Source organism: Paenibacillus sp. FSL R7-0128, from assembly GCF_038002245.1.
GTDB classification, from domain to species: Bacteria; Bacillota; Bacilli; order Paenibacillales; family Paenibacillaceae; genus Paenibacillus_AQ; species Paenibacillus_AQ silagei.
The window spans coordinates 1,489,644-1,506,970 of record NZ_JBBOCD010000001.1 but is presented as its reverse complement, the minus strand read 5'-3'; the positions used below and the strand labels follow the sequence as shown (position 1 = coordinate 1,506,970).

The 17,327-nt window shown below is 54.9% G+C and carries 14 protein-coding genes and 1 tRNA gene; 5 read left to right on the top strand and 10 right to left on the bottom strand.

The window, feature by feature from the left end; genetic code table 11:
• Positions 1-5: 5 nt before the first annotated feature.
• The 4 genes from NST26_RS06385 to NST26_RS06370 form a co-directional block, all read right to left on the bottom strand.
• On the bottom strand, positions 6-320 hold the full coding sequence (locus NST26_RS06385) for a helix-turn-helix domain-containing protein (protein WP_340955378.1): 315 nt from the start codon (positions 318-320) through the stop codon (positions 6-8).
• A 326-nt stretch (positions 321-646) separates the two neighbouring features.
• Positions 647-1,960: an amidase family protein gene (locus NST26_RS06380; protein WP_340955380.1), complete on the bottom strand. Its 1,314-nt coding sequence runs from the start codon at positions 1,958-1,960 to the stop codon at positions 647-649.
• Between the two features lie 345 nt (positions 1,961-2,305).
• Entirely contained in the window at positions 2,306-3,883 is a 1,578-nt protein-coding gene (gene ggt, locus NST26_RS06375) for a gamma-glutamyltransferase (RefSeq protein ID WP_340955382.1), read from the bottom strand.
• A gap of 226 nt (positions 3,884-4,109) precedes the next feature.
• The gene (locus tag NST26_RS06370) at positions 4,110-4,487 is read right to left on the bottom strand and encodes a PH domain-containing protein (protein WP_036696174.1); all 378 of its coding nucleotides are present in this window, start codon (positions 4,485-4,487) and stop codon (positions 4,110-4,112) included.
• Positions 4,488-4,948: 461 nt separating this feature from the next.
• On the opposite strand from NST26_RS06370, the gene abc-f reads away from it, so the two are divergent.
• Both abc-f and NST26_RS06360 read left to right on the top strand, forming a co-directional pair.
• A complete protein-coding gene (gene abc-f, locus NST26_RS06365) occupies positions 4,949-6,982 on the top strand; it encodes a ribosomal protection-like ABC-F family protein (protein ID WP_339254401.1) in 2,034 nt (677 codons plus the stop codon).
• A 45-nt stretch (positions 6,983-7,027) separates the two neighbouring features.
• On the top strand, positions 7,028-7,501 hold the full coding sequence (locus NST26_RS06360) for an ASCH domain-containing protein (protein WP_339254399.1): 474 nt from the start codon (positions 7,028-7,030) through the stop codon (positions 7,499-7,501).
• A gap of 95 nt (positions 7,502-7,596) precedes the next feature.
• Here NST26_RS06360 and NST26_RS06355 read toward each other — a convergent pair whose 3' ends face one another.
• The 3 genes from NST26_RS06355 to NST26_RS06345 form a co-directional block, all read right to left on the bottom strand.
• Positions 7,597-7,752, bottom strand: a complete 156-nt coding sequence (locus NST26_RS06355) for a hypothetical protein (protein WP_156949647.1) — start codon at positions 7,750-7,752, stop codon at positions 7,597-7,599.
• Between the two features lie 201 nt (positions 7,753-7,953).
• Complete coding sequence (locus tag NST26_RS06350; protein WP_209874774.1) at positions 7,954-8,571, bottom strand: NUDIX hydrolase; 618 nt, start codon at positions 8,569-8,571, stop codon at positions 7,954-7,956.
• 50 nt (positions 8,572-8,621) lie between these two features.
• Positions 8,622-9,584, bottom strand: a complete 963-nt coding sequence (locus NST26_RS06345; RefSeq protein WP_442792658.1) for a TRM11 family SAM-dependent methyltransferase — start codon at positions 9,582-9,584, stop codon at positions 8,622-8,624.
• A 304-nt stretch (positions 9,585-9,888) separates the two neighbouring features.
• Between NST26_RS06345 and NST26_RS06340 the strand changes: the two genes are divergently transcribed.
• A complete protein-coding gene (locus NST26_RS06340) occupies positions 9,889-11,244 on the top strand; it encodes a dipeptidase (protein ID WP_036727698.1) in 1,356 nt (451 codons plus the stop codon).
• A gap of 165 nt (positions 11,245-11,409) precedes the next feature.
• Here the strand turns inward: NST26_RS06340 and NST26_RS06335 are convergent.
• The 3 genes from NST26_RS06335 to NST26_RS06325 all read right to left on the bottom strand — a co-directional run bounded on the left by NST26_RS06335 (position 11,410) and on the right by NST26_RS06325 (position 14,840).
• Positions 11,410-11,483: transfer RNA gene (locus NST26_RS06335), tRNA-Gly, on the bottom strand.
• An 85-nt stretch (positions 11,484-11,568) separates the two neighbouring features.
• Complete coding sequence (locus NST26_RS06330; RefSeq protein ID WP_036727697.1) at positions 11,569-13,692, bottom strand: putative bifunctional diguanylate cyclase/phosphodiesterase; 2,124 nt, start codon at positions 13,690-13,692, stop codon at positions 11,569-11,571.
• A 188-nt stretch (positions 13,693-13,880) separates the two neighbouring features.
• Positions 13,881-14,840: an aldolase catalytic domain-containing protein gene (locus NST26_RS06325; RefSeq protein WP_200869575.1), complete on the bottom strand. Its 960-nt coding sequence runs from the start codon at positions 14,838-14,840 to the stop codon at positions 13,881-13,883.
• A 218-nt stretch (positions 14,841-15,058) separates the two neighbouring features.
• Here NST26_RS06325 and NST26_RS06320 point away from each other — a divergent pair, with 218 nt between their 5' ends.
• Both NST26_RS06320 and feoB read left to right on the top strand, forming a co-directional pair.
• Complete coding sequence (locus tag NST26_RS06320) at positions 15,059-15,301, top strand: FeoA family protein (protein ID WP_036696155.1); 243 nt, start codon at positions 15,059-15,061, stop codon at positions 15,299-15,301.
• Positions 15,298-17,310 (top strand): ferrous iron transport protein B, encoded by a 2,013-nt coding sequence (feoB, locus tag NST26_RS06315; protein ID WP_036727693.1) that lies wholly within the window; start codon positions 15,298-15,300, stop codon positions 17,308-17,310. Before NST26_RS06320 ends, feoB begins: the two co-directional genes overlap by 4 nt.
• The last annotated feature ends 17 nt before the right edge of the window (positions 17,311-17,327 follow it).

Here is a 17,327-nt window from a genome sequence, read left to right as displayed (position 1 = left end):
GTCGGCTACCTCGATTTTTTCGGATAAGCAGGGGTTGGCTTTTTTAGCAGTTCACGCAGAATCTCGATCTCTAACTCCTTTTCGCCGAGGATCTTGACGGCCTTCTCGTATTTCTGCTCCACGTCCAGGAGGCGCTTCAGTTCTTCCACTTGCTCCTGAGGATACGGATGATCTTGTTCCCCATGGGCCTCTCGGTAGTCCCTCACCCACTGATTCACTGTCGATGGGGTCACCCCATATTTCCGGGCAACCACCGCTGCCTTAATGCCAGACAACACCTCTTGCGCTGCCTTCTCTCTTGTCCCTGATAAGTGTCCCATCCCGTTCATCCTCCTCCTATATCTAGTCTACATTTTTGTGGGGGAGGACTCCAACTTCTTTAGGGGGCTGTGGAGCATCCGGACCCACTCACCCTCGCACTGGCCAAATGTATGCTGTTTTTCACATACATCCGGACCACTCACCCCCGCACCGGCCGGATGTATGCTGTTTTTCACATACATTTGGCCCGCTCACCTCGCTGCTGGGTATTGTATTCGGTTTTCCGCATACATTTGGCCCACGCACCTCGCGCAACTAGCGGATCTCCTAGCGATCAGCAAAAAGCCCTGGTTCTCTACGTTCAGAGAACCAGGGCTATGACTTCCTACTTCCATACCTCCTGTATCCAGGACAGGAGTCTCAGATCTTGTCCGTGTCCGCCGATGACGGACAATCCCAGCGGCAGTCCGCCGGGGACGGGCACCGGCAGCGTAACCTGCGGCAGCCCGGCCAGTCCGGCCAGGCAGCTGAGCATCATGGCGCTGCTGCGGCTCCGCTCCAGCTGCCCGGGTCCGGCGCCGCGCAGCGGGGCCGGACCCGGCACGGTCGGAAGGACGAGACAGCCGTCCTTCCCGAGCAGCGCCCGCAGCCGCTGAGTGATCCGGCTGCGCAGCATAGCGGCCGGGCTGTGATCCGCCCCGGCCAGCCCCGCCGCCCAAGCGAACCGGGCGGCAATATCCGGCCCGAAGACCGGCTGCTCCCGCCCGATCCACTCCCCATGGGTTGCCCAGATCTCGGCACCCTGCAGCTCGCGGAAGGCGTCCATCCAAGTCTTCAAGCCTTCAGGGGCAACCACGGCTTCAGCAGCCTGTAGCGAAGCGCCTGCCTGAAGCTTGTCCAGCCCCCGCCTCAGGTAGTCTGCACAGTCCTGCTCCACAAGCGCCCAGCCTTCCGGGAGAATGAACATCCGGGACATTCGAAGATCACCAGCAGACTCGTCAACCGCCTCACCACCTCTCTGCTCCATACTATTCTCCATGCTCTGGGCACCTACGCCGCTGTCCACAGACCCGGACAGATCGCCCGCCTTCTTCCTATTTTCCTCGCACCGGGCATCTCCGCCGCTGTCCACAGCCCCAAGCAGAACGCGCCCCGTCTTCAGCAGCAGCTCCGTGCTTCCAGCGATCCAGCCCACCGTATCAAAAGCCGGGGCCAGCGGAATAACCCCCTCCAGGGATACCGCACCGTGAGTCGGACGATAACCGAATACACCGCAATAAGCGGATGGAACCCGGACAGAGCCGCCTGTATCCGTTCCGAGGGCAAAATCCACGCTCCCCGAGGCCACCGCCACCGCCGAACCGCTGGACGAGCCGCCGGGAATCCGATTCTCCCCGTGCGGATTCACCGGCGTACCGTAATGATAGTTCTCTCCGCCAAGGCTGTACATCAGCTCATCCGTATGGGCCGCCCCCCGCAGCGTAGCTCCGGCTTCCAGCAGCCTGCGTACAGCAGTTGCATGGGAGACTGCCGGTTCATGGCTGCGCAGCCAGTCCGGGTTACCGGCGGATGAGCGGTGCCCGGCCACTGCGAAGACATCTTTTACCGTGAAGATCAGGCCGTGCAATGCCCCGTGCCCGCTGCCGGAAATCTCCAGCTCCGGGACCCGGAATGCGCCGTGCCGATTATCAAGAACCATGCTGCTCCACCCTCTCCCTCCCGGACAAACCGGGTTTCTCTCACCCTGCTGCTTACCTCCTTAGCTCCCTATCTCCCTACCTCCTTACCTCCCTATCTCCCACTCTCCCATTCCCCTTATCTCCTTGTCTCCCTATCTCCTTATCTCCTTATCTCCCTATCTCCCTATCTCCTTATCTCCTTATCTCCTTGTCCTCCTATCTCCTTATCCTCTTACCTCCTTGTCTTCCTATCCCCTTATCCCCTTATCCCCTTATCCCCTTACCTTCCTATCTCCCACTCTCCCATTCCCCTTATCTCACTATCTCCTTATCTCCTTGACCTTCACGCCAAGAATCCAAATCGCTTACCACCCGATAGCCGCTCCATCAGAGCGGGGGTCCGTCCCCCCGCTGCGGTAGCCGTTACCGTCAATCGAGATGGCGTGGGCGTGACCCATCACCCCGTCATAGCTCTCTGCCTCACGGACCAGATGCCCCGCCTCCGCCAGCTCAGCCCGCACGGCTTCCGCCACCCGGTTCTCGATCCGTAGCTCCTGGGTCGGCTCTCCCCAGGTTCTGCCCCAGACAAAGCGCGGTTCACTCACCGCAGTCTGCGGGTCCATCCCATAGTGAAGCATGCGCGTGAGCAGCAGGGTCTGCGTCTGCGGCTGTCCTTCGCCGCCCTGTGTGCCATAGAGATAAGCAGGCTTCCCGTCCCGGCAGGCCATCGCAGGCATCAGCGTGTGGAAGGTGTGCTTGTGCGGCTCCAGCGTATTGATATGGGCGGGATCAAGCGAGAAGAAGGACCCGCGGTTCTGGAGCAGAATTCCCGTATTCCCGGCCACAACCCCCGACCCGAATTCGAAATACAGACTCTGGATGAACGACACCGCGTTACCCTCTTCATCTACTACCGCCGCATAAGCTGTATCCCTTCCAACCGGTTCGCTGCTGAGAGCAAGCGCCTTACGGGGAGAAATTGCCGCCGCGAGTTGAGCCGCATAAGGCTTACTCAGCAGACGTTCCAGCGGAATGCTGCTGAAGGACGGGTCAGTGAGCACCTGATCACGGTCACGGAAGCTCAGCTTCAGCGCCTCCACCAGCAGATGATAATATTCATAGGAGCCATGCCTGATCTCCGCGAAGTTAGAATGCTCCAGGATATTAAGCGCCATGAGCGCCGTGAAGCCCTGCGAATTCGGCGGAACCTGATAGACGGTATGCCCATGGTATCCGGTCTGAAGCGGCTCTTCCCAGCTCCCCTGGTGGTCCGCGAAATCATCGCGGGTCAGATACCCGCCGGAAGCCTGCATATAATTACTGATCTCTTCCGCAATGCTCCCTTTATAAAAAGCATCCCGGCCTCCCGCCGCAAGCGCCCGCAGCGTCCCGGCCAGCTGCCGCTGCACAAACCGCTCTCCCGCCGCCGGTATCCGGCCGCCGGGAAGATACACCGCCGCCGCTTCAGGCGACAGCGCGGCTCCGGCCAGAACACTGCCGCCATGCTGGTCCGGCGACAGCGGAAAGCCCCCGGCGCTGTAGCCGATAGCCGGCTCCAGCACCTCGGCCAGGGTCAGCCGTCCATACTCCCGCTGGACGGCCTCCCAGCTATCCGCCATTCCGGGCACCGTAATGGCGCTGCGCACACCCCGCCGGGGAATGGCCTCTTCCCCGGCATAGCAGTCCCGGCGGACGGCGTAGCCCGAGCGTCCGCTGCCGTTGTAGGCCCGCACGCGCCCTTCGCTGGCGCTGTACCCCAGCCAAAAGGCGTCGCCGCCGAGCCCGGTCATATGCGGGTAGACCACAGCCAGCGCCGCGCTGACTGCAACGGCCGCATCATAGGCGTTGCCGCCTTTGGCCAAAACTTGCGCGCCCGCCGCCGAGGCCAGATAATGCGGGCTGACCACCATTGTTTTCGTTCCGGTCACCGGTCCTCTCCTCATGTTCCGCCTCCGCCTCCCTTCCCTGCCGCTTAAGTTAGTGTCATTTAACAGCAGGACCTGAACCCCTGTCAACGGCTTCCGCAGGACTCTACATTTGCTGCCGCTTATTTTGTGAGCCATGCACAAATTTCAGGACGGAAGCAGACCCAGGCGGGCATTCGTTCTACCCGTCTGTTATATGGAGCTGCAGCAGGCTACAGCCTTAGTACGCCCTCTGTGCGCCCCCTTACTTCAGGATATATTGCGACAGCACAGCCTGCACTTCGTAGATATCGACCGATTTGTTGAAGGTTTTCTTCAGCGGCAGCCCCGCGCCCGAGATATACAGACACAGCTCCGCATCCAGATCGAAATGCCCCGCCGTCTCCACAGAGTAATGAGTGATGCTTTTGTAAGGAACAGAGTGGTATTCGGTTTTCTTGCCGGTCATCCCCTGCTTGTCTACAAGAATCAGCCGCTTGTCTGTAAAAATAAACATGTCCCGGACCAGCTTATAGGCGCGCTCAATCTTTTCATTCGGAGCCAGAATCCGTCCATATTCCCGCTGCACCTCCCCCAGCTCCACCTGAGTTGCATTGCCGAGCAATCCGTTAAAAATCGCCATAACTCTCCTCTTTTCCCGCAGCTGTTATAAGGGCAACGCCCCCTCGCCACACTCCATACTACTTGCAGTGCCATGCATTTATGTCTCTGCGGGAACAATTCTCCCTTGCTTATTTCGGGATTTTTGGTTACACTAGCTTTAAATTTATCAAAAAGGAGGTGTAGGAGAATGGATCACAATCGGACCAACAGTGTTAGCAGCCGGCTGATTAATATTATGGCTGGCGTTATTCATGCAAATCTGGACAACGGGAGAAGTCTGTCCATTTACATGAATTTAATAACACTACAACATTGTGAAATGCCTTTCTCGCCTACACTTCAACGGATATCCTAACCCGAAGAATACTCAGGCCGCAGGGAAATTTCCCTGCGGCCTTTTTATGCTGTTTTGACCGGAATCCGCAGAAGCCAAAGGACGGCGAAGGAGAGTGCATTCCTAATTAAAGGAGAAGAATAACGATGATTATCTCATGTCAAAATATCCAAAAATACCACGGTGCCCAGCTCGTTCTGAGCGATATCACCTTCGATATCCGCCAAGGCGAAAAAATCGGTCTGATCGGCCGCAACGGCTGCGGCAAAACCACCCTCTTCCACCTGCTGAGCGGAGAAGAACGCCCGGACCAAGGGCAGCTCTCCATCCGCCGGGGCAGCGTCATCGGCCTGCTTGCCCAGATTCAGGAGGTGAACGAGAGCGACACGGTCTATGCCGTCCTCCAGCGCAGCTTCGCCGAGCAGCTCGGCTGGCAGCGCCGCCTGCGGGAGCTGGAGCAGGAGATGTCTTCCTCCGGCGCGGGCGAAGACGGGCAGGCCTGGAACCGGCTGCTTAAGGAATACGGCACCCTGCAGGAGAAGTTCGAGGCCGCAGGCGGCTATGAGCTGGAAGCCTCGATCCAGCGTGTAGCCTCAGGGCTGGGAATTGGAACGGGACAGTACGACCGCCGCTTCTCCTCCCTCTCCGGCGGAGAGAAGACCAAGGTAGGGCTGGCCGAGCTGCTGCTGCGCCGTCCCGACATCCTGCTGCTCGATGAGCCGACCAACCATCTGGACATGGAGGCTATCGAGTGGCTGGAGCAGTTCCTCCAGAGCTATGACGGCACGGTGCTGGCGATCTCCCATGACCGTTACTTCCTGGATGCCGTGGTGAAGAAGGTCATCGAGATTGAAGACGGGGAGGCTTTCACCTTCCATACGAACTACAGCGGTTATCAGGTGGAGAAGGAAGCCCGGCTCCTTCAGCAATTCGCTGACTACCAGGAGCAGCAGAAGAAGATCAAGCAGATGCAGGAGAGTATCAAAAGGCTGATCGAATGGGGCAACCGCTCCAATCCGCCGAACCCTTCCTTCCACCGCCGTGCGGCGTCCATGCAAAAGGCGCTGGACCGGATGGTCAAGGTCAAACGCCCGATCCTGGAGCGCAAGTCCATGGATCTGCAGCTTCAGCAGGAGGACCGGACCGGCAACCAGGTCGTCATCCTGGACCGGATCAGCAAGTCTTACGGGGAGCGCAGGCTTTTCTCGGCCGCCAGCGATATTCTGAGATATGGCGAGACCACCGCACTGATCGGCGGCAACGGAGCAGGCAAAAGTACCCTGCTGAAGATCATCCTTGGCCAGGAGTCACCGGACAGCGGGAGCTGTACGCTTGCTTCCCGAGCTGTCGTCGGTTATCTTGCCCAGGAAGCTGTGCCGGAGGAGGGCGACCACTCCGTGCTGCGGTATTTCCGCGAGGAGGCCGGACTTGAAGAAGGCGAAGCACGCGGCCAGCTGGCCCGCTTCCTTTTCTACGGCAGCGATGTCTTCAAGAGCATCACCAACCTGTCAGGAGGAGAATGGACCCGGCTGCGCTTCGCGATCCTGATGCACAAGAGGCCGAATCTGCTGATTCTGGATGAGCCGACCAACCATCTGGATATCGATTCCCGCGAAGCGCTGGAGGAAGCGCTGGAGGAGTTCCCCGGCACCGTGCTGGCGGTATCCCATGACCGTTACTTCATCAACCGCTGCTTCGGCAAGCTCTGGCATATTGACGGCGGACGCTTCTCCTCCTTCTCGGGTAACTACGAGTATTATAAGGATAAGCAGGCTGAACATGCCGCAGCCGCCCAGCGGCAAGAGGCCACGCAGCCGGAATCTTCCGGGGGCGGCACCGGCAAGCCCCGCTCCTTAAGCGGGCAGGTAGACCGCTCCCCTTCTGCCTCCGCCTCTGCCTCAGCAGGTTCGGGTACGGAATCCGCTTCCTCCCGCCGCAAGAATACAGGGGGATCACCCTCCAGCCCTGCCAGTCCGAACCGCAAGCCGCGTCCGGCAGCTTCGTGGGAGCAGGACATTGCCGCAGCGGAAGCGCAGCTTGCTCTTATCGATGCCGAGATGCTGGACCCGCAGCTGTCGAGCAATGCAGAGAAGCTGGCCGAGCTGCAAGGAATGAGAGATGCTGCACAGCAGAAGCTCGATGAACTGTATAGCGGCTGGTTGAGCGAAGCGGAGATGTGAATTGTAGACAGACTAAATACTAAATCTAAGGTAGAGGTGACCGTAATGACATTAACTCCGGAAATTGCGAAATATTGGGAGAGTTATCTGGTGAAGCATCCGGAAGCGGCAGACAAATTCGACAGCGCCTGGGCGTTCGGCGACAATCCCCGGCTGGCAGATGAGCTGCTGGATCTGGTTCTTAGAGGAATCAAGACCGGGACCGCGCAAAATTATGAGTTGATTGAAGCGCAAGGGCTGACCATGCCTTTTACAGGCGGTTTATCCATCCTGCTGGACAGCACAGGGCAGCCGCGCGCGATCATCGAAACAACGAAGGTGGAGGTCGTTCCATTCGCTGAGGTAACCGCTGAATTCGCCTACTCCGAAGGGGAGGATGACCGCAGCCTTGAATCCTGGCGCTACGAGCATGAGGTGTTCTTCACCAGGGAGCTGGAGCGTGAGGGTAAGCCCTTCGACCCGGATATGCGGGTGGTCTGCGAGACCTTCCAGCTGGCGCATATCAACAACGACTTGTAATTTCAGCATAAAAAGGCTGCTTCTTCACTTCGAAGAGGCAGCCTTCATTGTATATGTGTAAGTTAGTAGTGGAATATAGCTTCTGCGGACGGGTCTTAGAATTTCCAGATGCCCATCATCCAGCCGATCAACGAGATCCATAAGGGAATACTGATCAGGACACCCCATACCAGGCCCGTGGCGATATTGCCCTCTGTAGGCCGGGTCATCCCCTCCTGCGCAAGCGGAAGTCTTAGCTCTTCTTGTTCCATGCGATCCCCTCCTAAAATTCTTATCGTCAAAGCAGAGGAAAAAATGTAGACCGCCAGGCCCAAAAAGAGATGTTTTCGATAAATTTTTAGATATAAAGGCTCAGCGGATCATCACTGTAAAGGCTTACATAAATAATATTAACCAAAAAATGTATTCATAAAACTTATATACACTCTTGGTTATCTATTATATGCAGTGCTTTAGTCCAATATTACTTCTTTTTCGGGATGATGTAAATATTGGAACATAGTGTGTAGCTGCTCTGCCGTGTTGCGTTCTTCAGACAATTCGGGCAATGCATCCTCGGCAAAAAATCCAACACCGCTCGTTTCCACACCACCCGCCGCCTCCCCGCCGGTAATTCTGCACAGGATGAACATTTTATAGGTATGGTATGGCTCCGGCGGATGCTGATGGAACTTCTTATCCAGTACAGCAAGCAGACGAACCGCTTCCGCCTGGTAACCGGATTCCTCGGCAATCTCCTTGACAGCCACCTCACTCGGTGACAGGCCGATATCCGCCCACCCTCCGGGCAGCGCCCATTTTCCGTCGAGCTTCTCGTGTACGAGCAGAATTTTATCCTCCTGAAAAATCACTCCCCGGATATCCACCTTAGGTGTGCTATACCCGCCTTCACCCGCGAAAGAGAGCCGTATACGCTCCTTGCTCTCATACGTATAGTTCGCCAGAATATCCACGCTCAGCTCGCGCAGTGCCTGATAACGCTCAATATCATATACATCCTTGGCATACGTCAGTCCGGTCTGGGCAATCGCTTGAATTTCTTTGGCCCAGGTTAACCATTTCGGTTCCATAAGCACACCGCCTTTATTCGGATTTAGTTACACTACTTCTTCCAGACGCTCTACTCGCACAGCATCAGATGACGGGAGAACGCACCTTTTCGCGCCACACAACGGTCTATAATTGTAAAACCGGCGGCAGCAATCATCTCATCCACAGCCTCAATCGCTACAATGACCACTCTGTCCGCAATCCGCCGCGTATGGCTCAGAATCGCAAACTGCTCTTCGGGGGTAATCCGTGAATACAGATTATAAGGCATATCCACGATGGCCGCATCGTAATGCTCCTCTATGTCTGCGATATCTCCGAGCGTAACAACACTCTCGAAGCCGAAATGAGCAATGTTCGTCCGCGCACCGGCTGCAATGAGCGGGTTAATATCACGGCCGACGACATCGATTCCCATCGACAAAGCTTCCACCATTACTGTGCCAATTCCGCAGCAGGGATCGATCAGCTTCACACCGGGTATGCGCGGAACCGCCATATTGACCGCCGCCCGGGCTACCCGTGTGCTGAGCGCTATGGAGTAGCTGCGGGGCTTGTGCATCTGCCGGAACCAGGTTGCATTGTTCTTATGATAAGAGCCGAAGTACCAGCGTCCGCCGAGCGTTACAATCCCGTACACCAGCTCCGGATGGTTCACATCCGCCTCTCCCTCAATCCGCAGGCCAATTTCCCGCTCAATCACTCTGCGCTCACCGTATTCGATTTTGTGTTCAGGAGCCAGATCATTAGTCTTCACAAAAATAACCTTGAAGCTCCGCCCCCCCAGCTCTACCTGCTCTGTCTGCTTGTAGATCTCCGGGAGCGTGTCCCCTTCGTACATCACATCTATCCGCTCTTTGATAAAAGGACTGCGGCTGACATCCGCCTCTACCCCGCTTGCAAATATAGCCGGAGGGATCTCCCGGCCGAACAGGCAGCGCAGCTCCATCCCGCACAATGAGGTCTCATCCGGCGAATGGGCATACGTATAAATATATATCGGTTCAACACTTGCAGGTATGTTCGTTGACACTACAATTTCGCTCCTGTCGCTTCCGCCGCGCTCGGCGGTTCCTTTGCTTAAACTAAGTAAGTCTATCACGGTTACTGCCAGTAATCAACAGCCTGCAAGGAAGTGTTACCTAAGCTACGCAGCTCCAGTCACCCTATGTTGAAGGGCCGGACAATCCTTTTTTGATCCATCGGGATATCTCCAGTATAATGAATGCATTACACTGCCGAACCTGAGCCGCAGAGACCCTCCGTTATGCATGTTGCCGCATAATACGGGTAGCTGTGGTATTAAGCAGCGAATTCCAAGGAGGTACATACCCACTATGTCTTACGAAACTTACTTTCAGGCTGAGCGTGAAGCCCAGCTGACCGAGCTTAAGCAATGGCTGGCGATTCCCAGCATCTCAGCCCTCTCCACCCACAAGGAAGATATCAATGCTGCTGCCGCATGGCTGACTGAGACACTAAAGCGCGCAGGACTTGAGAATATTGAGCTGCATCCCACTGCCGGCCATCCGGTGATCTATGCAGACTATCTTCATGCGCCCGGCAAGCCGACTATTCTGGTATACGGGCATTATGATGTACAGCCGGTGGATCCGCTGAACCTGTGGACTACCCCTCCGTTTGAACCGGAGATCCGTGACGGCAAGCTGTATGCGCGCGGCGCTACAGACGACAAGGGCCAGGTATTCATGCATATCAAAGCCATCGAGGCTATCCTGAAGCAAGAGGGCACGCTGCCAGTCAACATCAAGCTCTGCATCGAAGGGGAAGAAGAGATTGGCAGCATCAACCTGCCGCCATTCCTGGAAGCTAACCAGGACAAGCTTGCGGCAGATGCCGTTCTCGTCTCGGATACCTCCCTGCTGGAACGCGGACGCCCCGCCATCTGCACCGGGCTCCGTGGTCTCTGCTCCATGGAGGTCACAGTGAACACCGCCTTGACTGATTTGCACTCCGGCTCCTACGGCGGCGGCGTTCCCAATGCGCTGCATGCGCTGGTCTCGCTGCTCAGCACCCTTCACGATGACAAGGGCCGCGTATCTGTAGAAGGCTTCTACGAAGGTGTGCCTGCCCTGTCCCCGCTGCTGCGCGAAGAATTCGCCAAGCAAGGTGTGGATGAAGACAAAATCCGGACCGCCCTCGGCCTGGAGCAATTGTACGGCGAAGAAGGCTACACCTTCGTGGAACGGGTCGGCGCGCGTCCAACGCTGGAGCTGAACGGCGTATACGGAGGCTTCCAAGGCGAAGGCAGCAAGACAGTAATCCCGAAGGAAGCCCATGCCAAGATTACCTGCCGCCTGGTCGGCGACCAGGACCCGCAGCACATCCTGGATGCCGTTGAAGCCCATCTGAAGGCTAATATCCAGAGCGGCGCCAAGGTTCAGGTGAAGCAGATGGAGAAGGCACGCGCCTTCAACATCGATCCGTCACACCCGATCCTCCAGACCGCTGCCGATGCTTATGGCAAGGTCTACGGCACACGTGCCCTCTTCACCAAAGACGGCGGCTCCATCCCAATCATGGAGAGCTTCGCCCGCATCCTGAAGGCGCCGGTCGTCCTGATGGGCTTCGGACTCGATGACGAGAACCTGCATGCGCCGGACGAGCATTTCAATCTGGAGAACTTCGACAAAGGACTGCTGACCCTTGTTGAGTTCCTGAAGACCGTCTAACGTCCAAGGCAGACGGCTTACCTGTCACATCATATAAGTAAGCCAGGCCCCCGAAGGATCGGAGGCCTGGCTTCTTTTTGTTTTATTTTCGCCTACATTTGGTCCAATCGCCCTCATTTTCACAACAAAAAAACCCTTGCGGACAAGGATTTCGGAAGTTAAATATGGAGCGGGTGATGGGAATCGAACCCACGCTATCAGCTTGGAAGGCTGAAGTTCTACCATTGAACTACACCCGCAACTCGAATTGAGTACAAGAAACATTGTAGCACCACTACGAATAAATTGCAACCCTATTAAATTCAGATAACGGAGGTCCAGAGGTTACGACGGCATTTCCAGCAGAGGCCTGAGGAAGGACTGCTCGAATTCGGCCGCCTTCACCGGCTTGCTGAACAGAAACCCCTGGGCTTCATGGCAATGCTGCTGACGCAGAAAGTGGAGCTGCTCCTTGTTCTCCACACCTTCGGCGGTGACCTTAAGCTTCAAATGGTGGGCCATCGAGGTAATTGTAGAGACAATCGCGGCATTGTTGCTATCCTCCATGACATCGGATACGAAGGAACGGTCGATCTTCAAGCGGTCAATCGGCATATTTTTCAGATAATGCAGAGAGCTGTAGCCTGTGCCGAAATCATCGATGCTGATGCATACGCCAAGTCTTTTGAGGCGGTTCAATTGGTCGAAGGCGGTCTCCTTGTCCAGGGTCATACTCTCGGTAATCTCCAAATCCACGTAGCAGGGATCTAGACCGATATCCTTCAGGATGGCATCAATTTTGCCGGCCAGATTGGGCTGCAGGAACTGGCGCATCGAGAGGTTAATGGACACGCAAATCGGATGATAGCCGGCATCCTGCCACATTTTATTCTGCAGACAGGCTGTCTTAAGCACCCATTCCCCAATGGGAACAATTAGCCCGCTCTCTTCAGCGATAGGAATGAAATCCACCGGAGAGACCAAGCCGCGTTTGGGATGGTTCCAGCGCAGCAGCGCCTCCATGCCGACAATCTCTTCTGTCTCAAGCAGTACCTGGGGCTGATAGACCAGATAGAACTCCCCCCGTTCCAGCGCCCGGCGCAGATCGTTCTCCAGCTTGAGCCGTTCCTTCGCCTTCATCTGCATAGCCGGAATATAGCGGCGGATCTCCACCCCCTGATCCTTGGCATTGTGCACCGCTGTGTCTGCATTCTGTATCAACTGCTCTGCCGTATCTCCATCCCCGGGGTAGATGCTTACCCCCAGACTCAGCGAGATATGGTATTCGCCCGACTCCAGGCCTACCGGTGTCTCGAACAGGCGCAGCAGCTCACCCGCCCGGACCAGACAATTCTCCAGACCCGTCCGCTCCGTCATCAGAAAAGCAAACTCGTCCGCTCCCATACTAAAGAGCTCTTCATTGACTCTAACCTCATCCCCGATCCGCCGGGCGACCAGCTGCAACAGCAGATCTCCTGCATAATGGCCAAGAGAGTCATTGATATTCTTGAAATGGTTGATGTTCATAATGACCAGCCCGGCGAAGCCGCGGCTTTTGTCCTGCTCACTCTGGAGCACCACCTCTTCCATGCGCTGCATCAGGCGGCGTCTGTTCGGAAGACCTGTCAGCTCATCGTGATACGCCAGATAATTAATCCGCGCTTCCGCCTGCTGATTCTCCTGAAATGGCTCCTCAATCGTCAATCTGTAGACCCCGGTCAGCAGAAGATAATAGGCCGCTGCGCTGCTGAGCATCCCGAAGAGATAATCCAATTCTCCGACACTGAACAGATTCATGAAGAAGACCTGAGCCAGTGAGAAGAATACAAGGGAACGGATAATAATCAGCAGAGAGGCTGACTTTTCGCTTTTGCCAGGATAGATAATAATCGCAGCACCAAGTAAATAGACGAACAGTATCGCCATGTTCATCAGGTCTCTTGCCGTTTCTGCCCATGGTTCGTCCGCCAGCCCGGAGACAATCAGGTTGCCGAGACCAAACACAGCCAAAGACAGCAGAATCACCACAAAAGCATTCCGAAACACCTTCCCCTTGACGCCGTTTCCTACAAGCTGGTCTTCTCTGCTGAAAATAAGCATAATCCCCAGTGCACTAGCCAGCCGGGAGAACGTCAGGAGCCATAAGGACTGCTCCGGGCTGATATACGAGGTGATTCCAGGAATACCTACAAACCCGAGTACATGCAGGAAATCAAAAATGCTCACCCCCAGGAACAATGCAGAGGTGTACAGCCTAGCCTTAGATAGACTATTGGCGAACAGCAGCCAGCCCTGGGCAAAAATCGCAAAACCGAACGCGACAGTACAGCAGCCCAAAATAAGGTAAAAGGCTATCAGTAAATCCTTGTCCTCGATTCGGCCCAGCGGTGTACGAAAAATCTGGATCAGAAGGAATAGCACAGCCCCCAGAATAGCCGCATGAATCGTCTTTCTCTCTTCTTGTCTCATAAGTCCCTCGCGTCTAAAAATAATATCTATAAAGTCAGATGGATGTGTATGATGTCCTATGTATAAATATCGGCTAGATAGCTCTGTAAAGTTACATTGATCACCTACTAATATTGTAAGGAAGCAGATTCGGCAGAAAAAAAGCACCTGCCTACAAACAGAGGCCAGTGCTTTCTCCTTCCAGACGGTTATTTGTCCCCGAAATTGACCTCGGGTGTTGTCAGTGTGTCATAGAAGTCAACCGCCTTATCTTTATCGGCCGAAGATCGCAGCGCCATTGCCGAGCGGGGATGCTCGTCCAGCGTTCCTGTAATCATATACGGAATGATATAGCCCCACTCTTCCTTCTCCCGCAGAGGGATCATCAGGTTCTCAATGATATCCAGAACAGGCCGGAGCGTATAATTCGTATTCTTCAGATGGGTAACCAGCAGCTCTGTAGGACAGTTACCTGCGGCGCGGCCCATTCCATAACAGGAAGCATCCAGCAGCTCTACCCCCTTCTCGGCTGCAATCAGCGTATTGGAGAAGGCCAGCTGAAGATTGTTGTGGGTATGCACACCGAGCCGCTTCTCCGGAAGATGTGTCTTGAACTTCTCTACCAGGTAATGAAAGTCATTATGATCCAGGCTGCCGTAAGAATCCACGATATAGACTACATCAACTACGCTCTCACGGATCTGCTCGAAGGCTTCCAACAGCTCATTCTCCATCACATTGGACAGGGCCATAATATTAATGGTCGTCTCATAGCCCAGGTCATGGAAGGTCTGCACCAGCTGAAGGGCCTTGTCCACATCCTTGCTGTAACAAGCCACACGGATCAGATCGAGCATGCTCTCGCTGCGTGGCAGAATATCATTCTCGTCCACCCGGCCGATATCGACCAGAGCCGACAGCTTCGTATGCCCCTTTTGCGGAATGACCTTGCGCAGGAAGTCATCATTTAAAAAGCGCCAAGGGCCTGCACCCTCTGCCCCTTTGAGCAGCTTCGGCGAGTTCTTATATCCGATTTCCATATAATCAACACCGGCTTCATTCAGTCCGGCATATAATTTCTGAACAAATTCAATACTGAAATCCCAGTTATTTACCAATCCCCCATCACGGATGGTACAATCGACAATTTTACTATGATTAGTCTTCACAATCTGTTCTCCCTTCGGGGTATCTCTTTAGTACTATGCTTATATTATCGTTCAATCATACTTTAACGAAGAAGATATTGTAAAGAAAATTTCAGTAATTTTCATATCGATTTTCGCTAACAGAAACAATGACATTAATCACAGAATAAATGGCAGTAAAATGCTACATTACAAGAAATCATTGAGATTGATTATCAGTCTCTTTCGGAGGGATAACAATGGCTCTAACATCCTGCTCCTTGCTGCGTTTGCAACCAGGCACTACCGGCTCCATTCAAAGAATTGAAGGCATGAATCCAATTTTGCGCCGCCGTCTGGCCGATCTGGGAGTATCTGAGGGTGTAATGATCCGTCTCAAGGGCAAAGGGCCGTTCATGGGTCCGATTACGCTTGAATGTAACGGTCAGCTATTTGCTATCCGGCGGAAGGAAGCATCTATGATAGAGGTGAAAGTATCATGAGCTCCATCGCACTTGTGGGGAACCCCAACACCGGGAAAACCTCGCTGTTCAATACCCTGACTTCCTCCTACGAATACGTAGGGAACTGGGCAGGCGTTACGGTTGAGAAAAAAATCGGCAGTCTAAAGAACGGAGCCGGGAAGCTCATCGATCTGCCTGGAATCTACTCCCTTCACCCCCTCTCCCGTGATGAGGGCGTAGCCGCACAATACTTAATCGAAGAAACCCCTGAAGCACTTATCAATATTGTCGATGCCTCGCAGTTGGAACGGAACCTGCTGCTTACCCTGCAACTGCTGGAGTATGGCAAGCCGACGATCCTCGGACTGAATATGACCGATGTCGCCAAGGCGCGCGGCATTCAGGTGAACCCCGACATTCTTTCGGAACAGCTTGGTATTCCCGTGCTGCCGCTGATTGCCCGGACAGGCAAAGGAACCAGTCAGGTGCTTAGCGTGCTGGAGCAGCCTTCCCATATCCCGCCTGTTACCTTCCAGTTGAATTATGGGGAACTCGCTGAAGAAGCCATAGCCTCCATTGTTACACATTTGCAAAAGATCTCTGGTCTGCCTAATCTCCGCTGGGTTGCTCTCCAGCTGCTGGAGCAGAACCCGGTAATCCTGGAGCTGCTTAAGAAGCGGACGGATATTTCCGGCTTGCTGCTGATTGCAGATACCGCTCAGACCCGGCTGCAGCGGGATAAGCTTGCACTCACTCTTCCCCAGTTGATTCGCTCGGTCCGCATGGACTACATCCGCAAGGTGTGCGCTGAAGCGATAGACTCCACCCTGCAAAAACCGCATAATTTGACCGAACGTCTGGATTCCATCCTTACCCACCGTTTTCTCGGACTGCCCCTGTTCATCCTGTTTATGTATGCCATGTTCAAAACTACCTTTGACTGGATTGGCGGGCCGTTGTCAGATCTCTTGGATGGCTTCATCGGCGGTCAGCTCAGCGATTGGACGAATTCGCTGCTGGGGGCCATCGGAGCTTCGGAATTCACGCACGCACTGATCGTTGATGGTCTCATCGGCGGTGTGGGCGGCGTACTCGTATTTGTTCCACAGATATTCATCCTGTTCCTGATGATCTCCTTCCTGGAGGATTCCGGGTATATGGCCCGTGTCTGCCTGCTGATGGACAGCACGATGGAACGGATGGGACTGAATGGCAAGGCCTTCATTCCGTTCATTATCGGCTTCGGCTGCAACGTACCGGCGATTATGGCGGCCCGAAGTATTGAACAGCCCAAGGACCGGATGCTGACGACACTGCTTATGCCGCTGATGTCCTGTTCTGCCCGGCTTCCGGTCTATCTGCTGTTCGCAGCGGTCTTCTTTCCTGCCCAGCAAGCTACAGCTGTACTCTCTATGTATGTCATGGGTGTTGTATTTGCCCTGGTTCTGTGTAAGTTCTTCTCCAAGTACCTGTTCAAGAATGAGGCGTCTATCTTCATTATCGAGCTGCCTCCTTACCGGATGCCGCAGCTCAAGACACTGAGCCGCAGCACCTGGGAGAAGGGCAAGGGCTTCCTGCGCAAAGCAGGGACCATTATCCTGGCCGGCTCGGTCCTGATCTGGCTGATGTCCTATGCTGGTCCTGGCGGCCTCAATGTGGACATGGATCACTCCTTCCTGGCCAAATTCGGCGGCTTCATTGCCCCGCTGCTGCAGCCGCTCGGCTTCGGAACATGGCAGGCGGGATCAACTCTGGTGCCCGGCTTCCTCGCGAAAGAGGTTGTGGTCTCTACCATGAACATCATCTACCATGCTCCGGATACAGCGGGACTGGAAGGCCAGATTGCTTCAGTCTTTACACCGCTTAGCTCGATCAGCTTCATGGCCTTTATCCTGCTCTACATTCCTTGCCTGGCCACTGTCGGCGTTATCAAGAAAGAGACTGCGTCCTGGAAATGGACATTCTTCTCCATGGGTTACTCTCTGGTATTGGCCTATGCGGTGTCACTGGTGATCTATCAAGGAGGACGTTTGCTCGGATGGTCGTAGCCCCGCAGCAAGTCCAA

Bases quoted from the DNA above. Each gene is read 5' to 3' on its own strand.
- NST26_RS06355 (WP_156949647.1), bottom strand. From the start codon at position 7,752: ATGGAACAAGAAGAGCTAAGACTTCCGCTTGCGCAGGAGGGGATGACC.
- NST26_RS06385 (WP_340955378.1), bottom strand. From the start codon at position 320: ATGGGACACTTATCAGGGACAAGAGAGAAGGCAGCGCAAGAGGTGTTG.
- feoB (WP_036727693.1), top strand. From the start codon at position 15,298: ATGAGCTCCATCGCACTTGTGGGGAACCCCAACACCGGGAAAACCTCG.
- NST26_RS06360 (WP_339254399.1), top strand. From the start codon at position 7,028: ATGACATTAACTCCGGAAATTGCGAAATATTGGGAGAGTTATCTGGTG.
- NST26_RS06380 (WP_340955380.1), bottom strand. From the start codon at position 1,960: ATGGTTCTTGATAATCGGCACGGCGCATTCCGGGTCCCGGAGCTGGAG.
- NST26_RS06330 (WP_036727697.1), bottom strand. From the start codon at position 13,692: ATGAGACAAGAAGAGAGAAAGACGATTCATGCGGCTATTCTGGGGGCT.
- NST26_RS06370 (WP_036696174.1), bottom strand. From the start codon at position 4,487: ATGGCGATTTTTAACGGATTGCTCGGCAATGCAACTCAGGTGGAGCTG.
- ggt (WP_340955382.1), bottom strand. From the start codon at position 3,883: ATGAGGAGAGGACCGGTGACCGGAACGAAAACAATGGTGGTCAGCCCG.
- abc-f (WP_339254401.1), top strand. From the start codon at position 4,949: ATGATTATCTCATGTCAAAATATCCAAAAATACCACGGTGCCCAGCTC.
- NST26_RS06340 (WP_036727698.1), top strand. From the start codon at position 9,889: ATGTCTTACGAAACTTACTTTCAGGCTGAGCGTGAAGCCCAGCTGACC.
- NST26_RS06350 (WP_209874774.1), bottom strand. From the start codon at position 8,571: ATGGAACCGAAATGGTTAACCTGGGCCAAAGAAATTCAAGCGATTGCC.
- NST26_RS06320 (WP_036696155.1), top strand. From the start codon at position 15,059: ATGGCTCTAACATCCTGCTCCTTGCTGCGTTTGCAACCAGGCACTACC.